Raw genomic sequence first — 12238 nt, forward strand, 5'->3', positions numbered from 1 at the left:
TCCTCCCCAGAATGATGGACGCCGCTCCGCCTGCTCAAGCCTTGGCGGGCAGCACTTGTGTCTCGTAGTCGTAGTCCCATTGGTCGAAGTAGAGATTTCCCCCTTCCCACTCGACCTCGCCCCGTTGCGAATCCACGGTTTCGGAGCGTTCGTGCGTCTTGGCCGGGACGAAGTCGCGGCCGTAGTCGTCGTTGTACGCGATGCGATAGGCATCGAAGCCGCCGAAGTAGAAATCGGCGAGCTGCGCGTCGGACGAATCGAGGCGGCCGGTCGTGACGTCGACCGGCATCCAGCCGTAGGGCGCCAGGTACATCCAGGCCCAGTCGTGCATGTTGGTGTAGCCGTCGTCGCCGTAGACCCAGCCCGACTGCCAGCGCGCCGGGATGCCGTTGAGGCGCAGCAGGGTCATCAGCAGCAAGGTCTGCTGGCCGCAGTCGGCATGGCCGGCGTGCAGGGCGTAGTCGCTGATGTTGGAGATCGTCGAGTACTCGCGCGCGCCGGCCCAGGGAATGCGGTCGACCGCGGCGTAGAGCTTCTTGGCGATGCGGTAAGGATTGGTTTCGTCGCCGACCACTTCGCGCGAGAACTTGCGCAGCGCGTCGGTGTAGACCATGTGCGGCGCGCGTTCGCCCAGATAAGGCCGGGTGTCTTGGTTCACCGGTGCCGGCACCACCTTGTCGGGATCGATCGCACGGTACTGGCCATAGACGGTCAGTTCGTACTGCACCTGGAACTTGGTGGGCTGCCCGGCCTTCGCGGTCTGTTGCAGATAGACCGTGCGCTGCAGGGCCGACTCCGGGGCGATGCGATGGCCGGCCGGCGTGCTGGCGAGATAGCGGATGCCTTCCTGCTGCCGCGGCAAGGCGCGCGGATACGGCAGCCAGGCGCGCACGGTCTTGCCGGCCGGCACCGCATCGGCCTCGACGGTCAGCGACTGGGTTACGCGCACGCGCCGCGGCGCGGCATGGGCGAGCCCGCTCTTGAGCGCGGCATCGCGTACTTCGGCGTGATGGGCGTTGAGCACTTCCATCGGCCCATGGCTCAGCGGTTTGGCACCGGGCTTGCGTCGCGCCAGGGCTTGCTCGCTGAGCCGGAACAGGTTCGACGGCGCACGTTGGAAATAGCGCTTGTCGCCGTCGATGATGAGGTATTCGAGCAGGCCGGCGCGGTCCCAGGCGGCGAACTCGTCGGCGCGCAGGTCGGGGATCTGCTCGCGCAGCTTGGCCTGGGCCTGGGCTTCGTCGAGGGTGAAGTCCAGGCGGATGCGACGCATGCGCTCGCGCTCGAACTCCAGCGCTTGGCGTTGCGGCGCGGTCGTCCCGGGGCGGGCCAGGGCCTCGGCGATGCGGGCCCGGGCGCCTTCGAAATGACCGGTATCGACCAGGGCCACGATAGCGGCGAGGCGTTCGCCGGCGTCGTCCGTGGCCGCNGCGCGGCCACGGCCAGCGCCGCGGCCAGCACGGCCGCCCGCCAACTCCCAGCGAAGAAGACGATGGCCCTCGCGCGGGGAGCGATAAACAGCAGGTCAGTCACGGGATCCATACCTGGTGTCACCCACGCGGGGGCCATCGATTCATGGCTGTGTAACATGAAGGGCGGACCCGGTCAATAAATTATTCTCTATCTATTTTTTGTAGGAAGTATGTATTCTGCGGACCGACCCGACGTCGCGCGTTCGTCGAAGCCGGGTGGGTGCCGGACGACCGGCATCGGGCCTGTGACGGCGCGCGGGATCGGCCCAGCGCGCCCGGAGCATGAAGCGATGCGTAGCGACACTCGCCACCCGCAGCATTCCCATGGCCGCGCCGCGCTGTTGATCGCGGCGTTGTTGGCAGCCGTGCCCTTGGGCGCGGTGCCGGCCTTCGCACGCGAGACTGCGCGCACGCCGGCGACCGGCGTGATCGGCATCGAGGAGGGGCAATTGAACGCGGACTACTGGATACGCCAGCAGACCCAGCCCGACACGACGATACTCGACCGCAAAGCGATCGACGCGCAGAACCAGCGCCTGCATCGGCTCGACCCGTCGGTGCACGATATCGAACATCTGCCGGCAAAACTGCGACGTGCGCAGGTACGCGAGTGGATCGCGGCGCTGTCGCAGGCGCGCGAGGAAACCCTGTACGACGAGCGCGGCGAGGAAGTGCCGGCGCCGACCTTGCAGCAACTCGGCGACGCCCTGGCCCTCGACGCCATCCCGGCGCTACAAGACACCCGCTACGGCATGGTCGTGCGCCGCGCCGACCTGCGCACCTTCCCGACCCGGCTGCGCGTGTTCACCGCGCGCGGCGACACCGACATCGACCGCTACCAGGAAAGCGCGCTGTTCCCGGGCACGCCGGTGGCGATCGTGCACGAGAGCCTCGACGGCCAGTACTGGTTCGTGGTCAGCGAGCTGTACGCGGCCTGGGTCGAGAAGGACCGCATCGCCGAGGGCGAGGCCAAGCCGATCTTCGCCTACACCCGCAAGGCGCCCTACCTGGTCGTCACCGGCGCGACCGCGCGCACCGTGCATGCGCCCGAACAGCCCGGCGTGTCGGACGTGCAGTTGGAGATGGGCGTGCGCGTGCCGCTGCTCGCCGACTGGCCGGCCGAGCGCCCGGTCAACGGCCAACACCACTACGCCTCGCATGTGATCGAGCTGCCGTATCGCGACGGCGCGGGGCGTTTGCAGTTTTCCCCGGCGCTGCTGCCGCGCACCGCGGACACCGCCGCGGACTACTTGCCGCTGACGCAGGCTAACTTGGTCCGCCAGGGCTTCAAGTTCCTCGGCGAACGCTACGGCTGGGGGCATTCCTACAACACCCGCGACTGCAGCGGCTTCGTTTCCGAGATCTACCGCAGCTTCGGCGTGCAGCTGCCGCGCAATACTCGCGACCAGGCGGTCAGCCCGGCCTACAACCGCATCGACCTGGCCGACGACGTCGGCCACGAGGACCGCCTGAAGATCCTCAAGACCCTGGAAGTGGGCGACCTGATCTACATCCCCGGCCACGTGATGATGGTGGTCGGCCACGAGGACGGCTGGCCCTACGTGATCCACGACACCACCGGCATCACCTTCCGCGACCGCACCGGCGAACTGGCGCGCGTGCACCTCAACGGCGTCTCGGTGACGCCGCTGGTGCCGCTGCTGTTCAACCGCGAGCAGCCGACCGTGGACCGGATCACCAGCATTCAACGTATTCGTCCATGAGCGAGGCCATCCACGCCGGAGAGCGATCCTCTCCCAAGCCACGGTCGCCGACTTCACACCGCCGTCGACCCCATCCGAAGTAGCGTCGCCGAGCGCCGCCACCCTCCCAACCACCGAACACGCCGAACGAACCAAGACCTTACCGACCACATGAAGATCACCGACATCCGATTCGGCATGCTGCGGGTCCCGCTGAAGACCCCGTTCAAGACCGCGCTGCGCACGGTCGACGTGGTCGAGGACATCGTCGTCACCGTCCACACCGATACCGGCCACATCGGCTACGGCGAAGCGCCGGCGACGGCGGTGATCACCGGCGACACCCACGGTTCGATCGTCGAGGCGATCCGCAAGTTCATCTCGCCGCGCCTGATCGGCGAGGAGATCGCCAACCTCAACCGCATCACCGGCCTGATCCAGGGCGCGCTGGAGAAGAATTCCAGCGCCAAGGCCGCGGTCGAGATCGCGGTCTACGACCTGTGGGGCCAGCTTTACGGCGCCCCGCTGTACAAGATGCTCGGCGGCGGCGACCCGGTCATCACCACCGACATCACCATCAGCGTGGACTACATCGAGAAGATGGTCGCCGACTCGATCGCCGCGGTCGACCGCGGCTTCGAGTCGCTGAAGATCAAGGTCGGCAAGGACATCGGCGTCGACATCGAGCGGGTCAAGGCGATCTATGCCGCGGTCGAAGGCCGCGCCCTGCTGCGCCTGGACGCCAACCAGGGCTGGACCGCCAAGCAGGCGGTGTATGCCCTGCAGACCCTGGAAGACGCCGGGGTGCGCCTGGAACTGGTCGAGCAACCGGTCAAGGCCCAGGACCTCGACGGTATGAAGTACGTCACGGATCGGGTCCACACCCCGATCATGGCCGACGAAAGCGTGTTCGGCCCGGCCGAGGTCATCGACCTGATCCGGATGCGCGCCGCCGACATCATCAACATCAAGCTGATGAAGACCGGCGGCCTGTCCAAGGCCATCCAGATCGCCGATATCGCCGCCATGTACGGGGTCGAATGCATGATCGGCTGCATGATCGAGACCAGCATCAGCGTCGCCGCCGCGGTCCACCTGGCGGTGGCCAAATCCAATGTGATCACCAAGGTGGATCTGGACGGTCCCTCGCTGTGCGCGTTCAATCCGGTCGACGGGGGAGTTATCTTCAACGAATCGGAGATCACGGTGACCGACGCGCCGGGTCTGGGCATCCGCGAGATCCGCGGCCTGGAACCGCTCGACGTCTGAGCCGCGGCTCCGGTTTCGCCACAGGATTAGCCGTACAGGACTGGACCCGCCGATGTCGCCCTTGCTCAAGATCCGCTCCGAACGCGACCAGATGTCGGCGATCGAACGCCGGATCGCCGATTACCTGCTCGAGAACGCGCACCTGCTGCGTGACTATTCCTCGCAGCAGCTGGCCAACGCGCTCGGCATCAGCCAGTCGAGCGTGGTCAAGTTCAGCCAGAAGCTCGGCTTCAAGGGCTATCCGGACCTGAAGTACTCGATCGGCGAGGCGGTCGCGCGCGGCCACGGCCACGACGACGCCCACGCGGTCGAATCGGTCCACGCCGACCCGCATGCCGCCCTGGCCGAGCGCCTGTGGCACGGCAAGGCCCGCGCCGAGGAGGAAACCCGGCTGATCAACCCGGCCGAGCGCATCGACGCCATCGCCGAGCTGATCCAGGACGCGCGCCGGGTGTTCATCATCGGCCTGGGCGAGGACGGCATCCCGGCCCGCGCCCTGGCGATGAAGCTGGCGATGATCGGCATCCTCAGCGTCCACCATTTCGACCCGGTGCTGATGACCGCCAGCACCGCCACCGCGAACCAGAACGACCTGCTGCTGGTGTTCTCCGAGCTCGGCAAGCAGACCGCGCTGTGCCACCTGGCGCGCACCTTCGGCGAAGCGGGCGGCAAGGTCGTTTCGGTGACCCGCCACACCCCCAACCCGCTGCGCGCCCATGCCGATTTCTCCCTGCTGGTCTCGGCCCACGACGAGCGCGCCCATGTCGAGCCGCTGCTGTACCAATCGGCGCTGCAGCACCTCCTCGACCTGATCTTCATCCTGCTGTGCGAACGCGGCCAGGGCCGGCTCAGCCAGCTCGACAGCAACGCCGAACGCATCCAGGACATGCTCGACACCTGATGCCGCGCGATGCGCCGCGAGGAATGCCCATGCTCCGGTCCTTCCGTTTGCCGTCGTCCGTGGGCGACTCCGCATCCCCAGCCAGGCCCGGGGCCAGGCTCAAGCCCGCCTCGGGCCTGCGCCGTTGCGCCGGTCTCATCGCGGCGGGACTGGCCCTGATGCTGGCCGGCTGCGCCACGACCGGCAGCGACCGCCACGGCGGCGAAACCAGTCAGGCCGGGCAACTGGTGGTCGTGACTACGGCCGGCTGGGACGCCAACCAGGGTCGGCTACAGCGCTTCGAGCGCGTCGGTGGCCATTGGCGCTCGGTCGGCGATGCCGCCGAGGTAACGATCGGGCGCACCGGTTCGGCCTGGGGCCTTGGCCTGCATCCGGCGCAGCAAGACGGCCCGGTCAAGCGCGAAGGCGACGGCCGCGCCCCCGCCGGCCTGTTCCACATCGGCACCGCCTTCGGCTACGCCGACCGTGCCGCCACCGCCCTGCCCTACAGCGCGATGACGGTGTCGGACTACTGCATCGACGTCAGCGACTCGCCCTTGTACAACCGCATCGTCGATGCCAAGACCGTCGGCGAGGCCGCGGTCGCCGGCTCCACCGAACCGATGCGCCGCGACCTGCACGCCGGCGGCGATCAACGCTATCGCCAGGGTTTCGTGATCGAACACAACCGCGCCGGCGTCGCCGGTGCGGGCAGTTGCATCTTCGCCCACCTGTGGAAAGCCCCCGGCGAAGCCACCGCCGGCTGCACCGCGATGGATGAGGGCGAGATGGACCGTTTGCTGGCGTGGCTGAAGCCCGAAGCGCAGCCGGTGTTCGTGCTGTTGCCGCAGGCGCAGTACGCGCAACATTGGCGGGCCTGGGGATTGCCGGAGCCGGCGGGGCGTTGAGGGCAGCGTTGTCGTGTCGCAGACCGATTGCGGCATCGTCTCGGCGAATCTGCTGCAGCGGCGCCGCCAAGGGTAAGGGCGGCGCGAGCCGCGACCGCGTTGTTGCGGTCTCGCCACGTTTCTTTCAAGCAAGATCAAGATCAAACGCTTAGAGCTTCCGTCGCTAAAACGCCGCGGTGAATCTGCTGTGGCGGTGCCAACAGGGGTAGGAGCGGCGCGAGCCGCGACCGCGCGGTAATGGTCTCGCGGCGTATCGCTCAAGCAACATCAAGATCAAACGCCTAAAGCTTCCGCCACTAAAGCGGCGGGTAACTTTCTTTTGTCTAAAGCAACCAAAGTCCGTCTGGATTCCCTTCGGTCAAAAGTAATCAAAGAAGTGGCCTTTGCTTTGAATCACAGCCCCGCACGTTCGATGCCGACGCAGGGATCTACATACGGGACATCCCTGTCCCGATGAAAAACGGCGCGCATCCTTGCGCGCCGCCCTTCGGGCCTTCTATTGCCTTCGCGAGTACTCGGCGGCGCACAGCCACAGCTATATGCGACGACACCACCCCGTGTAGGAGCGACGTGAGTCGCGACCGTGCCTCCAGATCGCCGCGTCGTTGTCGCCATGGCGCGGTCGCGGCTCGCGCCGCTCCTACCCCAAAGCACAAGCACCACCTGATGATTTCTGTTGCTGTTGCTGTTGCGGTGAAAGCTTGGCGCAGCTCCAAACTTTCGATGCAACCGTAGACCCGGAGGGCGGCGCACAGGACGTGCGCCCGGCTGTTAAATGGAATGCCGCGATAGGACAAGGATGTCCTATCGAAAAATCCCGGCGACCGCATCGCACTCGTGGCCTGTGCCCTTACAAGGAGAGCCCTTTTCTTTGGTTACCTTTCTTTTGGGCTTAGCAAAAGAAAGTAACCCGGCCGCGTCAGCGGACGGAAGCTTTAGATTTTGCTTTACGAGTCTGCGGCAGCAAACGCCGCAGCGGGAGACCGCGCGGTCGCGACTCGCGTCGCTCCTACCCTGCGATAGTTTCGAGATTTCGATCAGCGGCAACGGCAGTGCGGGTTCTGCGCGTTCCTATCGCGGCTCACGCCGCTCCTACAGGAGAAGCGACGTGCCCATGCCGCTAATCGATACAACGACCGATCAAGGCTTCGCAGCCGCCGCGGCGGCGGTCTTCGTCCGCTGCGCCGCCTTCGCGCGACTCTCCTCGATGAAACGATCGGCACGCTGCTCCAATACCGGCAACGGCACCGAACCCAGGGCGAGAATCGCATCGTGGAAGGCACGGATGTCGAAGTCCTGGCCGAGCGCCTGTTCGGCCTTCGCACGCGCGCGCTCGATGCTCATCTGGCCGAGGTAGTACGACAGCGCCTGGCCCGGCCAACCGATGTAGCGGTCGACCTCGGTCTGGATTTCATGTTCGCTGAGCGCGGTGTTGTCGCGCAGGAAGGCCTGGGCGCGTTCGCGGCTCCAGCCGAGGTGGTGGATGCCGGTGTCGACCACGAGCCGACTCGCGCGCCACATCTGGTAGGTCAGATAGCCGAAGTAGTCGTAGGGCGTGTCGTACAGGCCCATCTCGATGCCGAGCTTCTCCGAGTACAAAGCCCAACCTTCGCCGTAGGCGGAGATGTAGGTGTAGCGGCGGAAGTCCGGCAGGCCTTCGTGCTCGGCGGCGAGCGAGGTCTGCAGCGAATGCCCCGGCGCGGATTCGTGCAGGGTCAGCGCGGCCAGGTTGAACAGCGGCCGCGACGGCAGGTCGTAGGTGTTGAGCAGGTACACGTCGCGCCCGCCGCGGCCGGCGGTGTAGAACGGCGCCAGGTCCGACGGCACCGGCCGGATCGCGAAACGCTGGCGGGGCAGCAGGCCGATGTAGTTGCCGATCTGGCCGTCGACGCGCTTGGCCAGCCACGAGGCGCGCATCAGCAGTTCGTCGCCGGTCTTCGGGTAGAACTTCGGATCGGTGCGCAGGTAATGCAGAAATTCCGGGAACGTGCCCTTGAAATCGGTCTTGGCGATGGTCTGGTCCATCTGCGCGCGGATCTTCGCCACTTCCTCCAGGCCGATCTTGTGGATCTGCGCCGGCGGCAAATCGAGCGTGGTGTATTCGCGGATCTTGGCCCGGTACAGCGCCTCGCCGTCGGGCATGGCCTCGGCCGCCAGCGTGGTGCGGGCCTGCTTCATGTACTCGTCCTGCATGAAGGCCAACAGCTTGCGATACGCCGGCAGCACCTGCTCGTCGATCGCCTTGGCCGCCTCGGCGCGCAAGCGGGCCTGTTCGGCCGCGGGCATGTTCGCCGGCATCTGCTTGAACGGGGTGTAGAGCAGGTTGTCGTCGAGCTTGGCGTCGACTACTTCCTTGATCGAGGCGTCGCGCCCGGTCAGGGTCACGCGCGGCACGCTGTAGCCGCGCACCAGACCGGCGCGCATGTTGTCGATCTGTTCGTCGAAATAACGCGGGATGTCGCGCAGCTGGCCGAGGTAACGGCGATAGCCTTCGGCGTCGCGGATCGGACGGCGCGCGGTGAAACCCAGGTTGGTCCAGAACGCGCTGTCGCTGTTGAACGGCATCTCCCAACCGCGCAGGCGCTGGTTGGCGAGCAGGCTCTGGATCTGCTGGCGGAACACCTCGTAGTTGACCGGGTCTTCGCCGCGCAGCTGCGCCTTGTCGATCGCGTCGAGTTCCTTCAGCACCTGCGCCCAATAACGCTCGCGCTCGGCCTGAGTGGCGAGGTCGACCTTGGGCAGACGGCTCGAGGCCTGGCCCTGCACGTCTTCGTCGTCGCCGCCGGCGAACTGCGCCTGCCGCCATTTCCATTCGCGCGTGTACAGCGCCTTGAAACGCACGCCGGCTTCGCTGTCGCGCGCACTCGCCTCATCGGCCGCGGACGCGGACGGCGCCGCGGTGGCGGGCGGTTCGGCGGCGAAAGCCGGCGCCAGGCTCAGGCCGAGCAACAAGGCGGCAGTCAGAGCGGCCAGGGGCGCGCGCGGCGGAGCAGTTCGGATCGAAATCATCGCGGGACTCGTTCGGGATTCGGACGGATGCGGGCCATCATGCGGCAATCCGCGCGAACGCGGATGTGCCTGAAGTGTCTGCCGATGCCGATCCGCGCCATGGCTTCCCCCTCTGAACGGGCCGCCCGGGGGGACCGCCGATACCGGCGCGGCAGGCGGCCCGTGCAGAGGAAGCCCGGTGGTCGCCAGCGGACTCAACGCCGCCGGCGACTCAATCGGCGAACGGCCGGTCGATCGCCAGCGACGGCGGGGTGAACCAGGCCGCGCCGTTCTCGGTCACGTAGAAGTGATCCTCCAACCGCACCCCGAACTGGCCGGGCACCACGATCATCGGCTCGTTCGAGCAGCAGTTGCCGGGCTCCAGCCCGACCCGGTTGCCGCGGACCAGATACGGCGTCTCGTGCACGCTCATGCCGCAGCCGTGCCCGGTGCGGTGCGGCAAGCCGGGCAGACGATAGTCCGGGCCCAGGCCACCGCGTTCGAGCACCGTGCGCGCGGCCTGATCGACCGCTTCGCCGCTGACGCCGGGGCGCACCGCATCGAACGCGGCCCGTTGCGCGGCGAGTTCGAGGTCCCAGATCCGCTTTTGCTCGGCGCCGGCACGGCCGCAGATGTAGGTGCGGGTGATGTCGGACTGATAGCCCTGCACCGCGCAGCCGGTGTCGATCAACACCAGTTCGCCTTCGCGCAGGGTCTGCTCGCCGGGAATGCCGTGCGGGTACGCGGTCGCTTCGCCGAACTGGACGATGCAGAAGGTCGAACCATTGTCGGCACCGAACGCGCGATGCGCCTCGTCGATGAAACGGCGCAAGGTCGCCGTGCTCACGCCCTCGTCGGCCAGGCCGGCGGCGAGCCGGTGCACCTGCAGGGTCATCGCCGTGGCCTGCTTCATCAACGCCAGTTCGGCCTCGGTCTTGCGTGCCCTGCAACCGTCGACGATGGCGCTCGCATCGACGATGTCGAGCGTCGGCGCCAGCGCGCGCAAGGCGGTGAACACCGCATACGGCGCGCCCGGGTCGAGCGCCAGCCGGGCGGCGCCGCGCGCGCGCATCGTGTCGAGGACGAGTGCGCAGGGGTCTTCGTGTTCTTCCCACAGGCGCAATTGGCCCGGGATCTTGAGCACGTGCGAAAGCGAGCCGGATTCGAAGCCCGGGCAGATCACCGCCGGGTCGCCGTCGAGGGTCAGCAGCATCGCCACCAGGCGCTCGCTGGCGCCCCAGGGCACCCCGGTGAAATAACGCAGCGAGGTGCCGGCGGTGATCAGCAAGGCCTCGCAGCCCTCGCGCCGCATCAGCTCGCGCGCACGCTCGATGCGTTGCGCGTACTCGTGGGCGCCGATCGCCGGTGCGCGCTCACTCCACGGTTGCAGGCCGGCACGCGCCTGCTCGAGGGTCAAACCACCGATCTGATTCAAGGCGCAGCTCCAAGGTCGTCGTAGGTCCAGCGGCCGTCGACCTGACGCGCGATGCCGCCTGGATTGCGGTCGCGCAACTCCAGCGGCAGCAATTCGTCGCGCACGTGGTCGTAGCAATGCAAGGCGGCGAAGCGGCGAATCGCCGCCGGCAACCCGACCGCAGTGAAGCCGGGATGGCCGGTGCTCGGGTAGGGCCCGCCATGGTGCATGGCCGGACTCACTGCGACGCCGGTCGGCATGCGGCTGGCGATCAGGCGGCCGACGCGCGGGCGCAGGCTCGCCGCCAGGCGGGCCTCGTCGGCGGCGTCGGGTTCGCCGGCATAGATGGTGCCGGTCAGATTGCCTTCGAGCCCCTGCGAGATCGCCACGGCCTGTTCGATACCGTCGACGCGCACGACCAGGCTCACCGGCCCGAAGGCCTCGCTCTGCAAGCGCCGATCGGCCAGGAAGGTCGCCGCATCGACGCTGAGCAACGCCGGTTGCACGCGATATCCCTCGCCTTCGGCCGCGGCGCCGCCGGCGACGAGTTCCGCGCCGGCCTCGCGCCAATCGCTGAGCCCTTGCTGCAGATGATCGAGCACGCCGCGCGAGAACATCACCCCGGACGGGGCCTGCGCGAACGAAGCCGCGGCTGCGGCGACGAAGCCATCGCCGTCGGCGCCGCGCGGCAGCACCACGATGCCGGGATGGGTGCAGAACTGACCGGTGCCCATGGTGCAGGACGCGAAGAACTCCTGCGCCAACGCGTCGCCGCGCTCGCGCAGCGCGCCTTCGAGCAAGAACACCGGATTGACGCTGGACAGTTCCAGATAGGCCGGCACGCCCGCCGCGTCGGCCCGCGCCTTCAGCGCCAGGCCGGCGTTGCGGCTGCCGGTGAAGGCGAGCGCACCGAGCCGCGCATCGCCGGCCAGGGCCAGCCCGTGCGCGGGGTCGAGGTGATACAGCACTTGCAAGGCCGCGGCCGGCAAGCCGGCCTCGACCAGGGCGCGGTGGGCGAGTTCGGCCAGACGCTGGCTGGTCGCCGGGTGCGAGGGATGCACTTTGGCGATGACCGGGTTGCGGGCGGCGATGGCCGAAGCGAAATCGCTGCCGGCCACCGCGTTGAAGGCGAACGGGAAATTGTTCGGCCCGAAGATCAGCACCGGTTTGTGCAGCGGCGCGAGATGACTGCGCAGACCGGCCGCGGTGTCGATGGTCGGCTGCGTCCACGAGCGCTCGCGTACCGCCCGCGCGGCCTGGCGCAACTGCCCGGTGGTGCGCGGCAATTCGACCTTGGCCAGACGCGGTTCGATCGGCAGCGCCGTTTCCAGATGCGCGAGCGCGACCAGGTCCGGCCCGTCGTGTTCGATGCCGAGCGCATACGCCTCGAGGAAATCGGCGATGCGTTCGGGATCGGCCGCGGCCAGTTCGTCGGCGACGGCGCAGGCCGAGGCCAGCGCGGCCTCGGCGTCGGCCGCGCCGGACACCGGGAACGCCGGTCCGAACGGCGTGCCGCGGGTCGGATCGAAGGCGCGGAAATCGCCGCCGGCATCGCGCGAGGCCTGCCAGCGCCCTTCGATCAGTACCGGTTCGCGCGCGCCCAT

8 protein-coding genes are annotated in these 12238 nt (G+C 67.7%); 4 read left to right on the forward strand and 4 right to left on the reverse strand.

Features of this window, described 5'->3' with window-relative positions; all coding sequences use genetic code 11:
• Positions 1-34: 34 nt before the first annotated feature.
• Entirely contained in the window at positions 35-1393 is a 1359-nt protein-coding gene (locus tag ACTJJK_RS13755; protein ID WP_440730519.1) for a transglutaminase-like domain-containing protein, read from the reverse strand.
• Between the two features lie 369 nt (positions 1394-1762).
• On the opposite strand from ACTJJK_RS13755, the gene ACTJJK_RS13760 reads away from it, so the two are divergent.
• The 4 genes from ACTJJK_RS13760 to ACTJJK_RS13775 all read left to right on the forward strand — a co-directional run bounded on the left by ACTJJK_RS13760 (position 1763) and on the right by ACTJJK_RS13775 (position 6232).
• On the forward strand, positions 1763-3196 hold the full coding sequence (locus tag ACTJJK_RS13760) for a C40 family peptidase (RefSeq protein ID WP_051885187.1): 1434 nt from the start codon (positions 1763-1765) through the stop codon (positions 3194-3196).
• A 150-nt stretch (positions 3197-3346) separates the two neighbouring features.
• Entirely contained in the window at positions 3347-4444 is a 1098-nt protein-coding gene (locus ACTJJK_RS13765) for a dipeptide epimerase (protein ID WP_031373019.1), read from the forward strand.
• Positions 4445-4496: 52 nt separating this feature from the next.
• The gene (locus tag ACTJJK_RS13770; RefSeq protein WP_031373018.1) at positions 4497-5345 is read left to right on the forward strand and encodes a MurR/RpiR family transcriptional regulator; all 849 of its coding nucleotides are present in this window, start codon (positions 4497-4499) and stop codon (positions 5343-5345) included.
• 158 nt (positions 5346-5503) lie between these two features.
• Positions 5504-6232 (forward strand): L,D-transpeptidase family protein, encoded by a 729-nt coding sequence (locus ACTJJK_RS13775; RefSeq protein WP_440730520.1) that lies wholly within the window; start codon positions 5504-5506, stop codon positions 6230-6232.
• 1140 nt (positions 6233-7372) lie between these two features.
• Here the strand turns inward: ACTJJK_RS13775 and ACTJJK_RS13780 are convergent.
• The 3 genes from ACTJJK_RS13780 to ACTJJK_RS13790 all read right to left on the reverse strand — a co-directional run bounded on the left by ACTJJK_RS13780 (position 7373) and on the right by ACTJJK_RS13790 (position 12238).
• A complete protein-coding gene (locus tag ACTJJK_RS13780; RefSeq protein WP_440730491.1) occupies positions 7373-9241 on the reverse strand; it encodes a DUF885 domain-containing protein in 1869 nt (622 codons plus the stop codon).
• Between the two features lie 211 nt (positions 9242-9452).
• Positions 9453-10655: a M24 family metallopeptidase gene (locus ACTJJK_RS13785; RefSeq protein WP_031371922.1), complete on the reverse strand. Its 1203-nt coding sequence runs from the start codon at positions 10653-10655 to the stop codon at positions 9453-9455.
• The gene (locus ACTJJK_RS13790; protein WP_440730492.1) at positions 10652-12238 is read right to left on the reverse strand and encodes an aldehyde dehydrogenase (NADP(+)); all 1587 of its coding nucleotides are present in this window, start codon (positions 12236-12238) and stop codon (positions 10652-10654) included. The genes ACTJJK_RS13785 and ACTJJK_RS13790 overlap by 4 nt, the downstream gene beginning before the upstream one ends.

The organism is Lysobacter sp. 22409, assembly GCF_052045105.1.
GTDB lineage: Bacteria > Pseudomonadota > Gammaproteobacteria > Xanthomonadales > Xanthomonadaceae > Lysobacter > Lysobacter antibioticus_B.

Bases quoted from the DNA above. Each gene is read 5' to 3' on its own strand.
- ACTJJK_RS13760 (WP_051885187.1), top strand. From the start codon at position 1,763: ATGCGTAGCGACACTCGCCACCCGCAGCATTCCCATGGCCGCGCCGCG.
- ACTJJK_RS13765 (WP_031373019.1), top strand. From the start codon at position 3,347: ATGAAGATCACCGACATCCGATTCGGCATGCTGCGGGTCCCGCTGAAG.
- ACTJJK_RS13770 (WP_031373018.1), top strand. From the start codon at position 4,497: ATGTCGCCCTTGCTCAAGATCCGCTCCGAACGCGACCAGATGTCGGCG.
- ACTJJK_RS13775 (WP_440730520.1), top strand. From the start codon at position 5,504: ATGCTGGCCGGCTGCGCCACGACCGGCAGCGACCGCCACGGCGGCGAA.
- ACTJJK_RS13780 (WP_440730491.1), bottom strand. From the start codon at position 9,241: ATGATTTCGATCCGAACTGCTCCGCCGCGCGCGCCCCTGGCCGCTCTG.
- ACTJJK_RS13790 (WP_440730492.1), bottom strand. From the start codon at position 12,238: ATGGGCGCGCGCGAACCGGTACTGATCGAAGGGCGCTGGCAGGCCTCG.